Genomic DNA, 21,905 nt, shown 5'->3' with positions numbered 1-21,905 from the left:
AGCTCCGGTCGTACTTGCGACGTGCCGTCGGCGACGCGCAGGAGCTGCGCGAGCGGGTGCGCGAGCTGGAGGAGTCAGCGCGCGAGCCCATCGCGGTCGTGGGTGTGGGATGTCGCTTCCCCGGTGGGGTGACGTCCCCCGAAGGGCTGTGGGGCGTCGTGGCCGACGGCGTGGACGCCATGGGCGACTTTCCGGCGGACCGCGGGTGGGACCTGGAGGGGCTGTACGACCCGGACCCCGAGGCGCAGGGAAAGACGTACACGCGCACGGGCGGATTCCTGGCCGATCTCGCGGAGTTCGACGCACCGTTCTTCGGCATCAGCCCGCGCGAGGCCCTCGCCATGGACCCCCAGCAGCGGTTGATGCTGGAGACGTCGTGGGAGGCACTTGAGCGGGCGGGCATCGACCCGGCCGCGCTGCGGGGTTCGGCGACCGGGGTCTTCACCGGGCTCTACGGCGTCGACTACGGCCCGCGCATGGGTGGCGGGGCGGCCGGCGAGGTGGAGGGCTTCTCGCTCACCGGGACCTACCTCAGCGTGGCCTCGGGCCGGGTGGCGTACGTACTCGGCCTTGAGGGCCCGGCGGTGTCCACCGACACCGCGTGCTCGGCGTCGCTCGTCGCCGTCCACCAAGCCGTACGGTCCCTGCGCTCGGGCGAGTGCACGCTGGCACTGGCCGGCGGGGTGTCGACGCTGCCGACTCCGGGGATGTTCGTCGAACTCGCAAGGCAGCGGGGCCTGTCGGAGGACGGCCGGTGCAAGGCGTTCGCGGAGGCGGCGGACGGCACCGGCTTCTCGGAGGGCGCGGGCGTCCTGGTCCTGGAGCGGCTCTCGGACGCACGGCGCAACGGGCACCGCGTCTGGGCGGTGATCCGCGGCTCGGCGATCAACCAGGACGGGGCGTCCAACGGACTGACCGCGCCGAACGGACTGGCCCAGCAGCGGGTCGTACGGGCAGCCCTGGCCGATGCCGGCCTTGCCGTCGGCGACGTCGACGCGGTGGAGGCGCACGGGACCGGCACCAAGCTGGGCGACCCGATGGAGGCGGAGGCGCTGCTCGCCACCTACGGTCAGGACCGCGACCCCCAACACCCGCTGTGGCTGGGGTCGTTGAAGTCCAACATCGGTCATACGCAGGCGGCCGCGGGTGTCGGCGGCATCATCAAGATGATCATGGCGATGCGGCACGGGGTGCTGCCCAGGACGCTGCACGTGGACCGGCCGTCGAGCCACGTCGACTGGTCCGCCGGGGCGGTCGAGCTACTGACAGAGGCCCGCGACTGGAACACGGTAGAGGGCCGGCCCCGGCGCGCGGGCGTGTCGTCCTTCGGCATCAGCGGAACCAACGCGCACCTGATCCTCGAGCAGGCACCCGACGAGGAGACGCCGGTGCACGACACTGGCGAAGAACTCCCCTACCGCGGGGGCAATTCCGTGCCGTGGGTGCTGTCGGCGCGTACGGAGCAGGCGCTGCGGGCGCAGGTGCTGAGCCTGCGGGACACCGTGGCCGCCGACCCCGGCCTCCCGGTCGCGGGCGTCGGCCGTGCGCTGGTGAAGACGCGGTCGCTGTTCGAGCACCGCCACGTGGTGATCGGCGCCGACCGGGACGCACTGCTCGCAGCCCTGGACGCCGTGGCCGCGGGTGACGAACCCGCACCTGCCGGCGTGGTGTCCGGAGTCGCGAAGCCGGTGGGCAGGACGGTGTTCGTCTTCCCCGGCCAGGGAGCGCAGTGGGTCGCCATGGGCCGGGAACTCTGGGAGACCTCCCCGGTATTCGCCGACGAACTGCGCGCGTGTGCGCAGGCGTTGGAGCCCTGGGTGTCCTGGTCGTTGATCGACACGGTGTGCGGCGGACCCGAAGCGGCGGACCTGGAGGACATCGACGTCGTACAGCCGGTGTTGTTCGCCGTGATGGCGGCGCTCGCGAAGGTGTGGCGCTCGCTGGGCGTGACACCCGATGTGGTGATCGGCCACTCCCAGGGCGAGATCGCCGCTGCCTACGTCGCGGGCGCGCTGACGCTGGATGACGCGGCCAAGATCGTGGCCCTGCGGTCCCGGCTCCTGGCCACGGTCACCGGGCAGGGCACCATGGCCGGGATTCTGCTGCCCGAACACCGCGTACAAGAACTTCTTGAACGGTGGAAGTCCCGGATCGGGATCGCCGCCGTGAACGGACCGAACTCCACCACCGTGTCGGGTGAGACCGAGGCGGTCGAGGAACTGGTCGCGGTCTGCCAGGCGGAAGGCGCCCGCGCACGGCTGATCAAGTCCAGCGTTCCCGGGCACTCGCCGCTGATGGACCGGTTCGAGCACCAGCTCCAGGAGGAGCTGGGCCGGATCACCCCCATGCCCTCGCCGGTGACGATCTACTCGACGGTGACCGGCGGGCTGATCGACCCCATGGAGCTCGACACGGCGTACTGGTACCGCAATCTGCGCCGGCCGGTCCAGTTCTCGGCCGCCATGGGGAGTCTGATCGAACAGGAGCGCAACAGCGCGGTCGTCGAGCTCAGCCCGCACCCTCTCCTCGTCATGAACATCCAGGAACTGTTCGAGACCGTCCCGGGTGCCACCGGATTCGTGGTGGGTTCGCTGCGCCGCGACGAGGGCGGCTTCGCGCGGCTCTACCGGTCGGCGGCCGAGGCCTTCGTGGCGGGCGTCGACGTGACGTGGGAGGCGGCGTTCCCGGGCGGGGACGACCGGCCGGTCGAGCTGCCCACGTACGCCTTCCAGCGTCAGCGCTACTGGCTGAACACCCCCGGCGAGACCACCGCATCGAGCACCTCCGACCACCCGCTGCTCGATGCCGTGATCGACCTGCCCGGCGACGACGAGGCCGGACACGGGGGAGTGGTGGGCAGCGGACGCCTCTCGCTGGAGCGCCACCCGTGGCTCGCCGACCATGTCGTCCACGGCGCCGTCCTCGTACCGGCAACGGTGCTGGCGGAGCTGGCGGCCTGGGCGGCGCACAAGGCGGGGTGCGACACCGTCGACGAACTCACCCTGGAAACACCCCTGGTGCTGTCCCGGACGGCCGATCGCGAGTTCCGCGTCGTGGTCGACGGCAAGCGCACGGTCAGCGTGCACTCGCGGGGCGACGGCGCGTCCGAGTGGACCCGCAACGCCGTCGGAGTCCTCGGATCCGGAGACGGAGTCACCCCGGCGGACGAAAGCCTCGCCTCGTGGCCCCCCGCGGGCGCGACCGCCGTGCCCTTCGAGGACGAGTACGCCAGACTGTCCGCCCTCGGCATCAACCATGGGCCCCTGCTGCGCGGACTGAAGGACGTGTGGCGCAAGGGAGACACCCTGTACGCCGAGGTGGAGCTGCCCGCGCCCGACGGCGCGGACCAGGGCCGGTTCCGTGTCCACCCGGCGCTGCTCCACGCAGCGCTGCTCCCCGTGGGCCTGGGGCAGTTCGTCGACAACTCCCGGCCCGAAGGCTGGCTGCCGCAGAGCTGCAAGGGCCTTCGTCTCCCCTCCGATCGGCCGAGCGCGCTACGCGTCCGGCTCGCCCCCGCCGGTGAGAACACACTGTCCGTGACCCTCGCGGACCAGGACGGAGCGCCGGTCGGCGGCATCGCGTCGCTGAGCCTGCGGCCCGCGGACGTCGCGAAACTGAACGAGCTGAGCTTCGACCACCAGGACTCGCTGTTCCAGGTGGACTGGGTGCCCCTCGCTTCGCCCCCCGCGCACACTTCGGGCCGGTACGCGATGCTGGGAGGATCCGACCTGCAGGTCGAGAATGTCTACGCCGATCTCGGTCAACTGGCCTCCTCCAGTGGGCAGATACCCCCGGTTGTCATCGCCGCCGTCGACCGCACGGACGACGCCGACACTCCGGCCGCAGTCGAGCGCACCCTCCACCGTGTTCTGCGGTGGACGCGGGACTGGCTCGCCGACGACCGGTTCTCCGGCTCGCGCCTGGTCTTCGTGACGCAGGACGCGTTCCACGACGACCAGGTGACCCGGACCGATCCCGCGGCAGCCGCCGTCTGGGGATTCGTACGTACAGCGCAGACGGAGAACCCGGGCCGCTTCACGCTCGTGGACACGGACGACCGGCCGGGTTCCCGGGCGCTCGTCCCGGCGGCGGCCGAATCCGGCGAGGCCCAGCTCAAGATCCGGGCCGGCAATGTGACCACACCTCAACTGGCCCACGCCCCAGGCGCATCCGCCGTCCCCGACCTCGGCTCGGGTTCGGTGCTGATCACCGGCGGCACCAGCGGCCTGGGTGCCCTGCTGGCCCGCCACCTCGTCGAGCAGCACGGCGTGCGCAGTCTGGTGCTGACCAGCAGGCGCGGTCCTGCGGCCCCGGCGGCGGCCGCACTCCGGGAGGAACTGACAGGCGCCGGAGCCCAGGTCGAGATCGTGGCCTGCGACGTCACCGATCGTGAGGCCGTCGCCAAGGTGATCTCCGCAGTGCCGTCCGAACATCCTCTGACCGCGGTCGTCCACTGCGCGGGCGCGCTGGACGACGGAGTGGTCGAGGCCATGACCGAGGACCGTCTCGACGCGGTCCTCGCGCCGAAGGTACGCGGCGCCTGGCACCTCCACGAGCTGACCAGGGACCTGGACCTGTCCGCGTTCGTACTGTTCTCCTCGATCGCCAGCGTGCTCGGCACGGCGGGGCAGGCCAACTACGCGGCGGGCAACGCGTTCCTCAACGGCCTCGCGGAAGTCCGCAGGGCGCAGGGACTGGCCGCCACCGCGTTGTGCTGGGGCTTCTGGGCGGAGCGCAGCGAGATGAGCGCGGACCTGGTCGAAGCGGACGTCGTACGCATGCAACGGCAGGGCGTGCAGCCACTGTCGACGCCGGAGGGACTCGCGCTCTTCGACACGGCGCTCTCGGCAGACGCTTCGGTGCTGGTGCCGGTACGACTGAATCTCTCGGCACTGGGCACGCCCCAGTCCGGCCAGCTGGCCTCGCCGCTCCTGCGGGCACTGGCCGGCACACCCGCCGGCCCGGCAAGCCCCGAGCCCACCGGGATCGCACTGTCGCAGCAACTGCGCTCGCTGCCGCCGGCGGAGGCGCAGGCCGCACTGCTCGATGCCGTACGGACACAGACCGCGCTCGTTCTCGGTCATTCCGACACCGGCCGGGTCGGTCCCGCCGAGACGTTCAAGAAGCTCGGGATCGATTCGCTCACCGCACTCGAACTGCGCAACAAGCTGTCTGCGGTGACCGGCCTGAAGCTGCCCGCCACGCTCGTCTTCGACCACCCGAACCCGGCCGCGCTCGCCCAGTTCCTGGGTGCGGCCATCGCCCCCGAATCGGATGCAGGACCGGAGTCCCCGGCCGATCACCTGGTCAAGGAGATCGAAGGACTCGGCGCCCAGCTCGAGGACGAGTTCCGCACGCTCGCGGAAGAGGACCGGGCCACCATCTCCACGCTCCTCGGCGAGCTGCAGGGCCGGGTCCGCTCCATGGCGAGCGCAGGATCGGCGACCGGTCTCGCCGACCAGATCAGTTCGGCCTCAGCGGGAGACCTTCTCGCGCTGCTGGACAAAGAGCTCGGCTAGGGGAGAACGATGACAGACGACAACAACGCCGAGGTTCTCGAGTACCTCAAGCGGACGTCGATCGAGCTGATCGAGACACGCAAGCGGCTGCAGGAGCTGACGGACGCCGCCGCGGAGCCCATCGCGATCGTGGGTGTCGCCTGCCGGTTCCCCGGCGGGGTGACGTCTCCGGAGGACCTGTGGGAGCTGGTACGGGCGGGCACGGACGCCGTGTCGGACTTCCCCGACGACCGCAACTGGGACCTGGAGAAGTTGTACGACCCCGACTCGGAGCGGCCCGACACCTGCTACACGCGCAAGGGCGGATTCCTCTACGACGCGGGCGACTTCGACGCCGACTTCTTCGGGATCAACCCGCGTGAGGCGCTCTCCGCCGACCCGCAGCAGCGGCTGCTCCTGGAGACCTCGTGGGAGTCCGTCGAGCGGGCCGGCATCGACCCGGAGACCCTGCGCGGCAGCAACACCGGCATGTTCGCCGGTCTCGCGTACTTCGGATACGGGAACCACTTCTCCACCCCCGAGGCCATCTCCGGCTACGCGCAGACCGGCTCCCTCCTGAGCGTGGCGTCCGGGCGCGTCTCATACGCGCTCGGTCTGGAGGGCCCGGCGCTGTCGACCGACACCGCGTGCTCGTCTTCGCTCGTGGCGGTGCACCAGGCGGTGCAGTCGCTGAGGCAGGGAGAGTGCGGGCTCGCCCTGGCCGGTGGCGTCACCGTTGTGGGGATGCCGCAGGTGTACCGGGAGATGTCGCGCCAGCGCGGCCTGTCGAAGGACGGCCGGTGCAAGGCGTTCGCGGACGCGGCCGACGGCACCGGCTTCGCCGAGGGCGTCGGCATGCTCGTCCTGGAGCGCCTCTCCGACGCGCGGCGCAACGGGCGCCGGATCTGGGCGGTGATCCGGGGCTCGGCGATCAACCAGGACGGGGCGTCCAACGGACTCACCGCACCCAGCGGACCGGCCCAACAGCGCGTCATCCGCGCTGCGTTGGCGAACGCCCGGCTGCAGGCGGGCGAAGTCGACGCGGTCGAGGCGCACGGGACCGGCACGACGCTCGGCGACCCCATCGAAGCCGGCGCACTGCTGGCCACCTACGGGCAGGGCCGTGACGGCCAAAACCCCCTCTGGCTCGGGTCGTTGAAGTCCAACACCGGCCACACGCAGGCGGCCGCGGGCGTCGGCGGCATCATCAAGATGGTCATGGCGATGCAGCACGGGATACTGCCGAAGACGCTGCACGTGGACCGTCCGTCGACCCACGTCGACTGGACCGCGGGCGCGGTGGAGCTGCTCACCGAGGCCCGGGACTGGACCACGGCAGAGGGCCGGCCGCGGAGGGCGGGCGTGTCCGCCTTCGGGGTCAGCGGCACCAACGCGCACGTGATCCTCGAGCAGGCGCTGGACCGGGATCCGGAGCCGGACGACGAGGAGGAACTCCCGTACTGCGGAGGTCAGTTCGTGCCCTGGGTGCTCTCGGCGCGCTCGGAGCAGGCGCTGCGGGAGCAGGCGCGCAAGCTGCGCGACTTCGCCGCCGCCGACCCGGATCTGGGCATCGCCGATGCCGGCTGGTCGCTGCTGTCGAGCCGGACGCGCTTCGAGCACCGGGCGGTCGTCATCGGCCACGACCGCGAGGAACTGCTGAGCGCCCTGACGGCGCTGGGCGACGGCGCGGAGACCGCCGCAGTGATACGCGGTGTCGCCGGGGAGTCGGGTGGATCCGTCTTCATGTTCCCGGGCCAGGGCACCCAATGGGCGGGTGCGGCACGGCAGTTGTACGACACCTTCCCCGTCTTCGCGCAGAGCCTCGACGAGATCTGCGCACACTTCGACGCGCACCTCCCCTTCGCGCTCAAGCCCCTGCTCCTCGCCGACGAACCCGCGGACCGCGAGCGTACGGACATCGCACAGCCGGCACTCTTCACCCTCCAGGTCAGCCTGTACCGACTCCTCGCGCAGTACTGCCCGCTCCCCGACCACCTGATCGGCCACTCCGTCGGCGAGATCGCGGCCGCCCATGTGTCCGGAGTCTTCGACCTCCCCACCGCGACCAGGCTCGTGGCCGCACGCGGACGCACCATGCAGACCGTCACCGAGCCCGGCGCCATGCTGGCCGTACGCGCCTCGGAAGCCCGGATCGGCACACTGCTCGGCGCGTACGACCGCGTCTCCGTCGCCGCCGTCAACGGACCCGAGTCGGTCGTCGTCTCGGGCCTGCGCGAGCAGGTCCACGCGCTCCGCGACCGGCTCGTCGCCGACGGCACCTCCGCGAAGCTCCTCGCGGTGGACAACGCGTTCCACTCGCCGCTCATGGACCCGATCCTGGACGAATTCGCCCAATCGCTCGGGGAGTTCGCCACGGGCGAGCTGTCGATCCCGATCGTCTCGACCAGGCTGGGCCGCGAGGTCACGCTCCAGGAACTGACGTCCGTCGCGTACTGGGTGAATCACGTCCGCGAACCCGTCCGCTTCTATGACGCGGTGGAGTGCGCCCGTGCGGCCGGCGCGAAGGTCTTTCTCGAGGTGGGCCCGGGCGCGACACTCACGAGCATCACCCAGGAGGCCTTCGCCGGCGAGGGTGTCCACGACACGGTGGTCCTGTCGGCGGCACGCCGGGACCGCGGAGGTTCCCAGGCGCTGATCGGCGCGCTGGCCGGGCTGCACGTCCACGGCGCGACCGTGAACTGGGACGACCTGTTCGGGACGCGCCGCAGGGTGGACCTGCCGACGTACGCCTTCCAGCACCAGCGGTACTGGCTGGACTTCCTGGCCGGGACGCAGTCGGCCGACGTCGCCTCCGCCGGTCTGTCCGCCGCCGAGCACCCGCTGCTCGGCGCCGTGGTGGACCACCCCGGCACCGACGAAGTGGTGTTCACCGACCGGTGGTCCCTGCGGACCCACGGCTGGCTGGCCGACCACGCCGTGTTCGGTGCGGTCGTCGTACCGGCAACGGCCCACCTGGACCTGGCGCTGTCGGTGGGCGAGTACGTCGGGTGCGGCACGGTCGAGGAACTCACCCTCGAAGTCCCCCTGATCATCCCCGACATGGGAGACGTGCAGATACGCATCGTCGTCGGAGCGGAGGACGAGACAGGACGCCGCTCGCTGGACGTCTACTCACGTCTCGCCGACGACACCCCGGCGGCGGGCGGCTGGACCCGGCACGCGATGGGCAATCTGGCGCCGGGCACACCTGCGCCCGCCCACGCGGAGGACACACGCTCCCTCGCCGCCTGGCCCCCGCCCGGAGCCCGGCAGCTTGCCTTCGAGGGCCTCTACGACTCCTTCGCCGACGCGGGCTTCGACTACGGGCCCGCGTTCCGCGGGCTGCGCGAGGTCTGGCGCCGCGGCGACGACCTCTTCGCCCTCGCCACACTTCCGGACACCGCCGAGGGCCCGGCCGACGGCGCCTTCGCACTGCATCCGGCGCTGCTGGACACCGTCCTGCACGCCGCGATCGTCGGTGGCGTCATCGAAGTGACGGGCGAACAGGGGCGGATGCCCTTCTCGTGGTCCGGCGCGGAGCTCACAGGGCAGTGCGGTACGACCGTGAAGGTCAGGCTCTCCCCGGCAGGCGAGGACACCATTTCGCTGGTGGTCGCCGACGACCACGGCCGGCAGATCGCTCACGTCGGGGCGCTGGCGTTCCGGCCCGCCGGCGCCGAGCAGGTGCGCTCGGCGCGCGGCGGACAGGAGCAGTCGCTGTACGAGGTGCAGTGGCGGCCGGTGCAGGAGCAGCAGCAGGAGACCGGCAGCGACCGCTGGGGTGTCCTCGGCACGAAGGACGGTCTGGCCTCCCGCCTCTCCGCGGCAGGCGACGGGCGTGCCGTGTTCTACGCGTCCATGGACGAGGTCCTCGCGGGAGACGCGCCCGGGCAAGTCGTCCTGTGCCTGGACGACTTCGCCGCAGCCGGACCCGATCTGCTCACCGCGGTCGGCGACACCGACAAGCGTGTCCTGGACTGGATCCAGCAGTTCCTCGCCGAGGAGGCCCTCGCCGCGTCCACGCTGGTGGTGGTCACCCGCCTGGCCGTCGACACCGGTGCCGGTGAGCGCGTCGAGAGCCTCGCGGGTGCGTCCGTGTGGGGCCTGGTCCGCTCGGCCCAGACCGAGCACCCCGGCAGGTTCCGGCTCGTGGACATCGACGAAGAAGCGGCGTCCTGGGCGCGAATCCCGGACGTCCTCGACCTCGACGAGGTCCAACTGGCGCTGCGCGCAGGAGAGTTGCGCGTACCCCGCCTTGCGCCCGCCTCGACAGGTGATCACCGGATCGAGGAGCCGCCGGCTGGAGCCCACCGACTCGGCATCCCGAGCAAGGGCACTCTGGAGAACCTCACCTGGGTTCCCTGCCCCGAGGTGGAAGCACCCCTGACGAGCGGGCAGGTCCGTATCGCCGTCCAGGCCGCAGGGCTCAACTTCCGTGACATCACCATCGCGTTGGGGCTCGTGGACCGTACGGCCATCGACGCGGGGCTCGGCAGCGAGGGCGCCGGAGTCGTGCTGGAGGTGGCGGACGACGTGACCCGGCTGTCCCCGGGAGACCGGGTGACCGGCGTCTTCACCGGCGCCTTCGGTCGTACGGCCGTGGCGGACCACCGCATGCTCGTGCCGATACCCGACGGGTGGTCCTTCGCCGAAGCGGCGTCCGTGCCGTGCACCTTCCTCACCGCCTACCACGGGCTCTTCCGCGTCGCGAACCTCCGGAAGGGCCAGCGGATCCTCATCCATGCCGCGGCGGGCGGCGTCGGCATGGCCGCGGTCCAGCTGGCCCAGCACATCGGCGCCGAGATCTACGCGACCGCGAGCCCGGCCAAGTGGCCCGTACTGCAGGGCCTGGGACTGGACGAGACGCACCTGGCGTCCTCACGCGACCTGGAGTTCGCCGAGAAGTTCCTCCACTCCTCCGGCGGACGAGGCGTGGACGTCGTACTCAACTCCCTTGCCCACAAGTTCGTCGACGCCTCGCTGACCCTGCTGCCCGACGGAGGACACTTCGTCGAGATGGGGAAGACGGACATCCGCGATCCCCACGAGGTGGCGGCCGGCCACCCCGGAGTCGCGTACGAGGCCTTCGACCTCTACGAAGCCGGGCCTGACGCGATCCACGAGATGTTCCGGGCCGTCATGGAACTGTTCGCCGACGGACGGGTCCAGCTCAACCCGGTCTCGCTGCGCAGCATCCGCGACGCGCGCCGTACGTTCCGCGAGATGAGCCAGGGCCGCCACATCGGCAAGCTCGTCCTCGAGGTGGGCGACGGCTTCGGCGGCGGCACCGTCCTCGTCACCGGCGGCACCGGGGGAGTGGGCTCCCTCGTGGCACGGCACCTCGTCGCCGAACACGGCGTACGGAGCCTGCTGCTGGCGAGCCGTCGCGGACCGGCGGCCGACGGCGTGCCCGAGCTGGTCGCGGACCTGGAGAGCGCGGGCGCGGTGGTACGGGTCGTGGCGTGCGACGTCGCCGACCGGGCCGCCGTCACGGACCTGCTCGCGGACCTGCCCGGCCGCTACCCGCTGACCGCCGTCGTGCACGCGGCGGGGGTCCTCGCGGACGGCACCGTCGAATCGCTGACCCCGCAGAGCATCGACCACGTCCTTCGCGCGAAGGTCGGCGGCGCGGTCACCCTGCACGAACTGACCCGGGACCACACCCTGTCGGCGTTCGTCCAGTTCTCCGCCCTCGCGGGCACCCTCGGCAACGGGGGCCAGGCCAACTACGCGGCGGCGAATGCCTTCCTGGACGGTCTGGCGGCCCAGCGCAGGGCGTCCGGACTGGTCGGCTCCTCGCTCTGCTGGGGCTGGTGGGAGGAGAGCAGCGGCATGACCGGGGAACTGGACCAGGCAGACCTGTCCCGGCTGCGCCGGATGGGCATCGCCGCGATGCCGACACCCGAGGCACTCGCCCTCTTCGATGCGGCGTGCGCGAGCGACAAGGCGGTCCTCGTACCCGCCCGCGTCGACGTCGCAGGGCTGCGCAACAAGTCCGGTGACGAACTGCCGCCGCTCCTGCGCGTCCTCGTCGAAGGCGGCAGGCCGCGCAGGAACAGGTCGAACACCGCCAAGGACAGCGGCTCGGGCGGCGGACTGTCCGCCCGGCTGGCCGGACTGCCCGCGGACGAGGCGCGCACCGCCGTACTGGACTGGGTGCGCGAACAGGTCGCCGTGGTGCTCGGCCACGCGTCCGGTGCGGGCGTCGACGTCGACCAGGCGTTCACGCAGCTCGGACTCGACTCGCTGACCGCGGTCGAACTCTGCAACCGCCTGGCCGCATCCACCGGACTGCGCCTGCCGTCCACCCTCGTCTTCAGCTACCCGACCTCACGCGAGCTGGGGGAGCACCTCTACGGGCTGCTGGGTCCGGCACCGGATCCCGACACGGCCGAGGACATCGAGGACGCGCAGATCCGCGAAGCGCTGCGCACCGTCTCGGTCGACAGCCTGCGCGGCGCGGGACTCCTGGAACTGGTCCTGGCCTGCGCCGCCGAACAGGCCCCGGGAACCGGCGACGTACAAGCGGCGGACGCGGCCACCGATGCGGACGAACTCTCGGACATGGACCTGGAAGCACTGGTCGACCTGGCTCTGGAGGAGAAGCTGTGAGCGACATGACCAACTCCGCCGACCGCACGCCGGACGGCGCGGACCGGGTCCAGCGTGCGCTGCGCACGCTGCTGGAGGAGCGCGACCGCCTCCGCCAGGAGAACGACGCGCTGAAGGCCGGCCGCGGCGAGCCGATCGCGGTCGTCTCCATGGCCTGCCGCTACCCGGGAGGCGTGTCGTCGCCCGAAGCCCTCTGGGACGTGGTCCGCGGCGGTCTGGACGTCGTCGACGAGTTCCCGAAGGACCGCGGCTGGCGGGACGTGTACGACGCGGACCCCGACGCCGCCGGATCCTCGTACACCCGTCAGGGAGGCTTCCTCACCGGCGTGGCGGACTTCGACGCGAAGTTCTTCGGGATCAGCCCCCGCGAGGCGCTGGCGGTCGATCCCCACCACCGCCTGCTCCTCGAGACGTCGTGGGAGGCCTTCGAGCGGGCGGGCATCGTCCCCGCCGACGTACGCGGGTCCGAGGTCGGCGTCTTCTCCGGCATCAGCTCGTCCGAGTACGGGTGGCGGTTCCTGGAGGGCGGCCAGAAGGACCTGGAGGGCTACCTCCTGTACGGCAGCGCGCTCAGCGTCGCGTCCGGCCGGGTGGCGTACGAAATGGGCCTGACCGGACCGGCGGTGTCGGTGGACACCGCGTGCTCGTCCTCGCTGGTGGCCCTGCACATGGCGGTGCAGTCGCTGCGGTCGGGCGAGTCCTCGCTCGCGCTGGCGGGCGGAGCGCTGATCATGCCGACGCCTGCGATGTTCGTGGAGTTCTCCCGGCAGCGCGCCCTGTCGGCCGACGGCCGGTGCAAGGCCTTCGCGGACGGAGCCGACGGAACCGGCTGGGCCGAGGGGGTGGGCGTACTGCTCCTCGAGCGGCTGTCCGATGCCCAACGCAACGGGCACCCGGTACTGGCTGTCGTACGGGGAACAGCGGTGAACCAGGACGGCGCCAGCAACGGCCTCACCGCTCCCAACGGCCGCGCCCAGGAGAAGGTGATCCGTACGGCGCTGGCGAACGCGGGCGTCTCCCCGCACGACGTCGACCTGGTCGAGGCCCACGGCACCGGCACCAAGCTCGGTGACCCCATCGAGGCGGGTGCCCTGCTGGCGACCTACGGACAGGACCGGCCCGAGGGAAAGCCGTTGTGGCTGGGGTCCCTGAAGTCGAACCTGGGCCATGCCCAGGCCGCCGCCGGAGTCGGCGGCGTCATCAAGACCGTGATGGCCATGCGCCACGGATACCTGCCGAAGACCCTGCATGTGGGCGAGCCGTCGCGCCATGTGGACTGGTCGTCCGGCGCGGTCGAAATCCTCACCGAGGGACGTGAGTGGATCCGCGAGGACGGCCCGCGGCGGGCCGGGGTGTCCTCGTTCGGCGTCAGCGGCACCAACGCCCACGTGATCCTCGAAGAGGCCCCGCCCCAGGAGCAGGTGCAGGAACGCGGCCCGGACGCGGGCGTCGTCGGCGGCCTCGTGCCGTGGGTGTTGTCGGCGAAGAGCGCGAAGGCACTGGAACTCCAGGCAGGGAAACTGCGCGACTTCGTCGCCGCCGACGCGGACCTGGACCTCGCCGACACGGCCGGGTCGCTGGTGTCGAGCCGGTCGCGGTTCGAGCACCGCGCGGTGGTCCTCGGCCGCGGCAGGGACGAACTCCTCGCCGGACTGGCCTCGTTGAGCGAGGGCGCGGAGTCCGCCGGGGTGGTCCGCGGCGCTGCGGGGAACCTCGGCGGTGTCGCCTTCGTCTTCCCCGGGCAGGGCTCGCAGTGGGTCGGGATGGGCCGCGAACTGTACGACGCCTTCCCGGTCTTCGCGCAGCACCTCGAAGCGTGCGCGGCCGCACTGTCCGAGTGGGTCGACTGGTCGCTGCTCGACGTGGTGCGCGGCGTGGAGGGTGCGCCGACCCTGGACCGGGTCGACGTGGTCCAGCCCGCGCTCTTCTCGGTGATGGTGTCCACGGCCGCCCTGTGGCGGTCCTGGGGTGTGGAGCCCACCGCGGTGGTCGGCCACAGCCAGGGCGAGATAGCCGCCGCCTATGTGTGCGGCGCGCTCACCCTGCGGGACGCCACCAGGATCGTGGCGCTCCGAAGCAAGGCACTGGTGGGCCTGATCGGCCACGGCGCGATGGGATCGGTCGCCGAGTCCGAGGACGTCGTGACGGAACACCTCGCTCCGTGGGGCGACCAGGTGAGCGTCGCCGTGGTCAACGGACCCCGCTCCGTGGTGGTGTCGGGAGAGCCCGACGCACTCGACGAATTCATCGAGAAGATGAAGTCCGAAGGCGCCCAGGCCCGGCGGATATCGGTCGACTACGCCTCCCATTCCCACCATGTGACCCGGGTCCGCGACGAGGTGATCGACCCGCTCGCCGAGGTGAGCCCGAAAACCTCGAAGCTGCCCTTCTACTCGACCTTGTACGGAAAAGTCATCGACACCGCGCAGCTCAACGCCGAGTACTGGTACAACAATCTGCGCGAAAAGGTCCGCTTCGAATCCTCCGTCCGCAAGCTGGCCGAGGACGGCTTTCGCGTATTCGTCGAGATGAGCCCCCACCCTGTACTGACCGTCCCGGTGCAGGAGATCGTCGAGGACATCGACGACGCGCTGGTCCTCTCGTCCTCGCGGCGCGGCCGGGGCGAGGTGGAGTCCGTACTCGGGTCGCTGGCCGCGCTCCATGTCAGGGGTGGGTCCGTTGAGTGGGACGCCCTGTTCGGGACACGCCGGCGCGTGGACCTTCCGACGTACGCCTTTCACCGGCAGCGGTACTGGCTGAACTCCTCGACCACCACTGCGGTGGAGGCGGAGACATCCGCCGTCGAGGAGCCCGTGGACGAAGACCTCCAGGTCTCCCTGCCGAAGAGGGTCTCCACCCTGTCCGGCGACGACGCGAAGACCCTGGTCCTCGACCACGTCCTGGAGAAGGTCGCCGTCGTACTCGGACATCCCTCCGCCGCATCGGTCCATCCCGACCAGGCGTTCAAGGAGCTCGGATTCGACTCCCTGCTGTCGGTGGAACTCAGCAAGCGACTGACCGCGTCGACCGAACTCAAACTGAGGCCGAATCTGGTGCTGCGCCACCCGTCACCGCGGCAGATCGCTGGACACATCGTGTCCCTGATGACCGCGTAGCCGTGTCCCGCCGGCGGGACACCACAAGCGGCGCAGGCGGCTTGTCCCGCCGGATTCAACTTGTCTTGAACCGCTGACCCACCCCCCTGACCATGGGGGGTGATCTGCGAATTCCTCCGGTGTCCGGGACTGTTCTGTAGGGGTTGATCTCTGTGCGTTCGTTCGGTGCGTCGTCTGCGCATAAAGGCATGTGGCGGGCACAGGAAATGGCTCCCGACACGCCGAACCATGCGCTGACCATGTGGGACGTGGACGGTGAGCTGGACGCGGCGGTCATCGAATCCGCGTTCCTCCACGTCATGGGTGAGGCGGAGGTCCTGCGCGTCAATTTCGTCGACGACGGAAACGGACTGCGCCTCGTTCCCCGGGAACTGGGCGACTGGAAGCCGTTCTTCCTCGATCTCAGTGCCGAGGCCGACCCCGAGCAGGCGGCGCGCGAAGCCCTCGCCGAAATGGTGCGGGAGCCCTTCGACCTGGCGCGCGATCTGCTGTTCCGCCTGGGGGCGGTCAAGCTCTCCGAGACGCGCTCCCTTCTGGTGATCGCCTACCACCACCTCATCTCGGACGGGTTCGGCGCCGGCGGCCTGCTGTCGAAGCGTCTCGCCGAGGTCTACACCGCGCTGGTGCGGCAGGAGCAGATACCGGAGCTTCCGCACCCGTGGGACACCGAGTCGTTCGCTGCCGAGGCGGTGGAGTACCTCGCCTCCGACAAGTTCTCCGAGGACTCGGGGTTCTGGCGCGATTACCTGAAGGAAGCGCCCGCGCCCGCGCAGATTCCGCGCGTCGCCCTGTCCGACGCCCAGCGCTCCGAGCTGTCCGAGCCGCTGAGCAGCGCCGACCGCTGGTCCGAAGTGGCCGAGACCATCGGCATGGTGAGCCGTACGCTGACCGTTCCCCGCGCCGAGTCGGACGTGTGGACCGAGACCGCGCAGACCATGGGCGTCTGGATGTCGCAGATGCTGACCGCCGCCACGGCCGTGTACCTGCGGCACCGCTGCGACCGACCGGAGTTCCTGCTCTCGCTCGCCGTGGGCAACCGCATCGGCGTGGCGAGCCGCACCCCCGGCCTCGCGGTCAACGTGGTGCCCGTGCGGGTCGGGATCAGCCTCGATACGACCTTCGCCGAGATCACCGACACGCTCGTCGACGAGACGTACGAGATCTTCGACCACACCGCCCTCCACTACTCGGACATCCAGCGCGCCGCAGGAACCGTCCTCAGCGGGCGCGGGAGCTACGGCGCCGTCGTCAACGTCGTCGAGTTCACGGACCAGCTCCACTTCGGAGATAGTCCCGCGCGCTACTCCGGCGCGACGACCGGGACCTTCGAGGAACTGTCGATCGGCATCTACACCGACGGCAGCGCCGACAGCGACCTCTACGTCCGGCTCGACGCTCCCGCGCGTCTCTACCACCGCGCCGAACTCCGCTTCATCGGCGAGGAGTTGATCGACTACATCCGCGCCGTGATGGCCGCCGGTGAGCTGCCGGTCGGAGCGCTGGACGTGGTGCAGGGCGCCGAGCGCGACCAGGTACTGACAGCACTGAACGGCAGGGAAGCGCCGCTCCCCGGGCTGACGGTTCCCCAGCTGTTCGCCCACCAGGTAGAGCGTGCCCCCGACGCCGTCGCGCTCGTGTCCGGCGAAGTCACCCTCTCGTACGGTGAGTTGGACGCACGCTCGACCCGACTGGCCGAGGCGCTGCGCCGGCGGAACATCGGCGCCGACACGGTCGTGGCGGTGGCGCTGCCTCGCTCGGCCGACCTGGCCGTCGCCCTGCTGGGCATCGTGAAGGCGGGCGGAGCGTACCTACCGATCGACCCGGCGCTCCCCGCGGAGCGCATCGATGCACAGCTCCGTGAGACCTCGGCGCGTGCCCTGCTCACCTCCGCGGCGACGGCCGGACTGCTCCCGTCCGGCCCGGATGTCCCGGTGCTCGCGTACGACGACCTCCTGTCGGAGACCCCCGAGACGCAAGCCCTCCTCCCGTCGCACCCGGACAGCCTGCTGGCCGTGCTGTACGACTCCGGAACGAGCGCCGCCGCCACCGGAGTCGGCGTGACGCACCGGAACATGGAGCAGTTCGTCCTGGACCGCCACTGGCAGGGCGCCGACACCAGCACCGTGCTGTGGCATGCGGCGCCCACCTCCGACGCACTCGCCCTCGAAGTGTGGGTACCCCTCCTCAACGGCGGCCGGGTCGTCGTGGCTCCCCCCGGAGAGCTCGGCATCGACACACTCACCGAGGCGCGCGCGGCGCACGAGATCACCACGGTATGGCTGCCCGCAGGCCAGTTCTCCGTGATCGCGGGCCGGCGCCCCGAGAGCCTCGCCGGCCTGCGCGAGGTGTGGACCGGCGGTGACCGGGTGTCCGCGGCCGCGCTGCGCCGGGTCCGCGAGGCCTGCCCCGAACTGACGATCGTCAACGGCCACGGACTGACGGAAGCAACCGTGTTCGCCGCAGCCCACCGCCTGGCCGCCGACGAACCGGTGCGTCACGCGGGAGCCGTCGGCCTCCCGATGGACCACACCGCCCTCTACGTACTCGGCCCGGGCCTGGCACCGGTCCCTGTCGGCGTGACCGGCGAGCTGTACGTCGCAGGACCCGGCGTGTCGCGCGGCTACCCCGGGCGCCCCGGACCGACCGCGGAGCGCTTCGTACCCAACCCGTACGGTCCGGCCGGATCGCTCATGCACCGGACCGGGGACCGTGTGCGCTGGGGCACCGAAGGACGCCTCGAGTACGTCGCCCGGGCCGACGCCCAGGCGGACGTACGCGGTGTCCGCGTCGAGTTGGCCGAGGTCGAAGAGGTCCTGTCCGAACACACCGGGCTCGCCCAGTCGGTCGTGGTCGTACGGGAGGACAGCACCGGCCAGCAGCGCCTGGTCGCCTACGTCGTCCCGGCGGGCGGCGGCACCGTCTCCGCCGACGAGCTCCGCCGGTTCGCCGCGGGATGGCTGCCCGAGTCCATGGTGCCGTCCGTCTTCACCGTGCTGGAACGCCTCCCCCTGACGGCCGCCGGACGAGTGGACCGGGCCGCGCTGCCGGCCCCCGACTTCGGCGAGGGCACGTACCGGGCGCCGCGCAACGACACCGAACGCGTACTCGCCACGGCGTTCGCCGATGTGCTCGAGCTGGACCGCGTGGGCATCGACGAGGACTTCTTCGACCTCGGCGGCAACTCGCTGCGCGCGATCCGGCTCGTCGGCCTGATCCGGTCGGAGCTCAAGCAGGAGGTCTCCATCCGCAGGCTGTTCGCGGCGCGCACCATCACCGGCCTGTCGGACATGTGGAAGGACCTCGGCCAGTCCAGCAGGCCGAGCCTGCGCCGTCGAACCAAGGAGGGCGCGGTCCTCTGAGCTCGTCCTCCGAGCGCGGTCCGGTCCCGTCGGCAGTGGCACTGCAAAGGAGAAAGGGAATCATGGATTCTTTGACAGAGGCCCTGCTGTCCGGGGCCGGCCCCGAGGAGCTCGGGCGACACGAACTCCCCTCGGAGTACGAGGCCGCGCACCTCCTCGCCTCGGACGTCGGCATGTTCGACGGCGTGGAGGACAAGGACGTCCGCAAGTCGCTGCACGTCGGACGCGTACCGATGCCGGAGCTCGCTCCGGACGAGGTGGTCGTCGCCGTCATGGCGAGCTCCATCAACTACAACACCGTCTGGTCGGCGACCTTCGAGCCCGTCCCCACCTTCGCGTTCCTCAAGCGCCTGGCTCGCGAGGGCGGTTACGCCGCCCGGCACGATCTGCCGCACCAGGTCGTGGGATCGGACGCGTCCGGGATCGTCGTACGGGTCGGGTCCGGCGTACGGCACTGGAAGGTGGGCGACCACGTGGTCGCCAGCTGTGTCCAGGTCGACGAGCAGGAACCAGCGACGCACGCCGACGCGATGCTCGGAGCGGGACAGCGCATCTGGGGCTACGAGACGAACTTCGGCGGGCTCGCCCACTACTCGGTGGTGCGCGCCAGCCAGCTCCTGCCCAAGCCGGCCCATCTGACCTGGGAAGAATCGGCGGGCGTGCTGCTGACCGCGGCCACCTCGTACCGGATGCTGGTCGGCGAGAACGGTGCGCGGATCAAGCAGGGCGATGTCGTACTCGTCTGGGGAGCGACGGGCGGCCTCGGCGCGTTCGCCGTGCAGATGGTGAAGAACGCGGGCGGCATCGCCGTCGGCGTGGTCAGCTCCGAGCGCAAGGCCGACGCACTGCGCCGGCTCGGCTGCGACGTGGTGATCAACCGCAACGAGATCGGCATGGGCGGCGACGACGCGCTCACCCCGGAGCGCACGATCGAGCTGGGCAAGCGGCTCGGCCGGGAGATCAGACGCCAGGTCGGCGAGGACCCGCACGTCGTGTTCGACTACGTCGGACGGGCGACGTTCGGGATCTCCGTCTTCGTCGTACGCAAGGGCGGCACCGTCGTCACCTGCGGGTCGAGCACCGGCTACGACCACCACTTCGACAACCGCTACCTCTGGATGAACCTCAAGCGGATCCTCGGCAGTCACGCGGCGAATCTGCAGGAGCAGGCCGAGTGCAACCGGCTCTTCCAGCTGGGGCAGCTTTCCCCCATCCTCTCCGAGGTCTTCCCGCTCAAGGACGTGGGCGAGGCTGCCCGGCTGGTCCAGCTGAACCGGCACACCGGCAAGGTCGGCGTGCTCTGCCTCGCGCCCGAGGAAGGGCTCGGCGTGACCGATCCCGTACGCCGCGAGAAGATCGGGGCCGCCCGGCTCAACCCGCTGCGCGGACTCCGTGCACCCGACTCCGCCGAGGCGTCCTGACATGGGTATCGGCATACTCTCCACCGGCTCGTACCTGCCCAAGCACGAAGTGGGCAACGAAGAGGTCGCCGAGCGCGTCGGCGTCACCGCCGAGTGGATCGAGCGCAAGACGCAGATACAGTCGCGGCGTTACGCGGCTCCGCACGAGGCCACGTCCGACCTTGCGGTGAAGGCCGCCGAACGGGCCCTGACCCAGGCGCAGTTGAGCCCCCAGCAGATCGACTACATCATCGTCTCGACCTCCACGGGGGACTTCCCGCAGCCGCCCACGTCCTATCTGGTGCAGCACGGCCTGGGCGCGTACGGCGCCGCCTGCTTCGACGTCAACGTCGTGTGCAGCGGCTTCGTCTACGCGCTGTCGCTGGCCCACAGCCTGGTCACCGTACGGCCGGACGCCCGGGTGCTGGTGATCGGCGCGGACGTGTACTCGCGGATCCTCGACTTCACCGACCACAGGACGGCGATCCTGTTCGCCGACGGCGCCGGAGCGGCGATCGTGGGGACGGTCCCGGAACCGTACGGGATCATCGCCAGCGACCTCGCCAGCCGCGGCGACGCACACCATCTGATCCGCGTCGAGGCCGGCGGCAGCCGCAAACCGGCGTCGGCGGCGACCGTCGCCGCGGGCGACCACTACTTCAGGATGGACGGCCGCGGGGTACGGGACTTCGTCGCCGAGCACGTGCCGCCTGCGCTCCTCGCGCTGGCCCGCAAGGCGGGCGTCGACATCGGCGCGGTCGACCACTTCGTACCGCACCAGGCCAACGGCGTGATGCTCGGCGACGTCGTCGAACGCGCGGGCCTGGGCGCGGCGCAGACGCACCGCACGCTGATCCGCTACGGAAACGTCGGCAGCGCCTCGGTGCCCGTGGCGCTCGACGAGGCGAACCGCACGGGAGCGCTGTCGCCGGGCGACCTGGTGCTGCTCGCCGGATTCGGCGGCGGCATGTCGATCGGAGCATCACTACTGACCTGGGGGGCCCACGCATGACCACGACGACCACGATCGAACGGGTGGGTGTCGCCGGCAGCGGCATCATGGGCACCGGCATCGCCGAACTCTGCGCGAAGGCCGGGCTGCAGGTGACGGTCGCGGTGTTCTCCGAGTCGTCGCTCGTGACGGCGCCGCAGCGGCTGGCCGCGTCCCTCGACAAGGGTGTGGCCAGGGGCAAACTGACGGCCGAGGAGCGCGACGCGGCGCTGGGCCGGGTGTCGTTCACCCGCGATCTCGCCGATCTGGCCGACCGTCAGCTGGTGATCGAGGCGGTCAAGGAGGACGAGCAGGTCAAGCTGGACCTGTTCGCCACCCTCGACAAGATCGTCGAGGACCCGGACGCGATCCTGGCGACCAACACGTCCTCGATCCCGGTCGTACGGCTCTCCGCCGCGACCCGCCGCCCGGGCCAGGTCCTCGGCCTGCACTTCTTCAACCCGGTACCGGCGCTGCCGCTCGTCGAGATCGTCGCCTCGGTGCTCACGGACGAGGCGGTGAGCGCGCGGGCGCTGGCCTTCGTGACCGACGTACTCGGCAAGAAGCCGATCGCCTCACCGGACCGCGCGGGCTTCCTCGTCAACGCGCTGCTGTTCCCGTATCTGCTGTCCGCGGTCCGGATGGTCGAGTCGGGCCTGGCCACGGCGGAGACCGTCGACCAGGGCATGGTGCAGGGCTGCTCGCATCCGATGGGCCCGCTGCGTCTCGCCGACCTCATCGGCCTGGACACGACCGTCTCCATCGCACAGGCCATGTACGAGGAGTTCAAGGAGCCGCTGTACGCACCGCCGCCGCTGCTGCTGCGCATGGTCGAGGGCGGCCTGCTGGGCAAGAAGTCGGGGCGCGGTTTCTACGCGTACACCTGACAGCCCAGTGCGGAAAGGGGCCCGGCCCGCCGGAAACGGCGG

Annotated in this window: 6 protein-coding genes and 1 pseudogene; all 7 read left to right on the top strand. The window is 70.9% G+C overall.

Annotation, left to right across the window (positions count from 1 at the left end):
- Positions 1-2: 2 nt before the first annotated feature.
- Positions 3-5,519 (top strand): annotated as a pseudogene (locus OG707_RS00300) (SDR family NAD(P)-dependent oxidoreductase); the annotation flags it as partial.
- Positions 5,520-5,528: 9 nt separating this feature from the next.
- Positions 5,529-12,110 carry a type I polyketide synthase gene (locus OG707_RS00295; protein WP_329112976.1) on the top strand — a complete coding sequence of 2,194 codons (6,582 nt, stop codon included), beginning with the start codon at positions 5,529-5,531 and terminating at the stop codon, positions 12,108-12,110.
- Positions 12,111-12,115: 5 nt separating this feature from the next.
- Positions 12,116-15,226 carry a type I polyketide synthase gene (locus OG707_RS00290; RefSeq protein ID WP_329127558.1) on the top strand — a complete coding sequence of 1,037 codons (3,111 nt, stop codon included), beginning with the start codon at positions 12,116-12,118 and terminating at the stop codon, positions 15,224-15,226.
- A 152-nt stretch (positions 15,227-15,378) separates the two neighbouring features.
- Positions 15,379-18,585 carry a non-ribosomal peptide synthetase gene (locus OG707_RS00285; protein WP_329112973.1) on the top strand — a complete coding sequence of 1,069 codons (3,207 nt, stop codon included), beginning with the start codon at positions 15,379-15,381 and terminating at the stop codon, positions 18,583-18,585.
- A 62-nt stretch (positions 18,586-18,647) separates the two neighbouring features.
- Positions 18,648-20,006 (top strand): crotonyl-CoA carboxylase/reductase, encoded by a 1,359-nt coding sequence (gene ccrA, locus OG707_RS00280; RefSeq protein WP_329112971.1) that lies wholly within the window; start codon positions 18,648-18,650, stop codon positions 20,004-20,006.
- A 1-nt stretch (position 20,007) separates the two neighbouring features.
- Positions 20,008-20,997 (top strand): 3-oxoacyl-ACP synthase III family protein, encoded by a 990-nt coding sequence (locus OG707_RS00275; protein ID WP_329112969.1) that lies wholly within the window; start codon positions 20,008-20,010, stop codon positions 20,995-20,997.
- Positions 20,994-21,863, top strand: a complete 870-nt coding sequence (locus tag OG707_RS00270) for a 3-hydroxybutyryl-CoA dehydrogenase (RefSeq protein WP_329112967.1) — start codon at positions 20,994-20,996, stop codon at positions 21,861-21,863. The genes OG707_RS00275 and OG707_RS00270 overlap by 4 nt, the downstream gene beginning before the upstream one ends.
- Positions 21,864-21,905 lie beyond the last annotated feature (42 nt).

The organism is Streptomyces sp. NBC_01465 (assembly GCF_036227325.1).
GTDB lineage: Bacteria > Actinomycetota > Actinomycetes > Streptomycetales > Streptomycetaceae > Streptomyces.
Note: the sequence above shows the minus strand (reverse complement) of the source record. Positions and strands in the feature narration are given on the sequence as shown.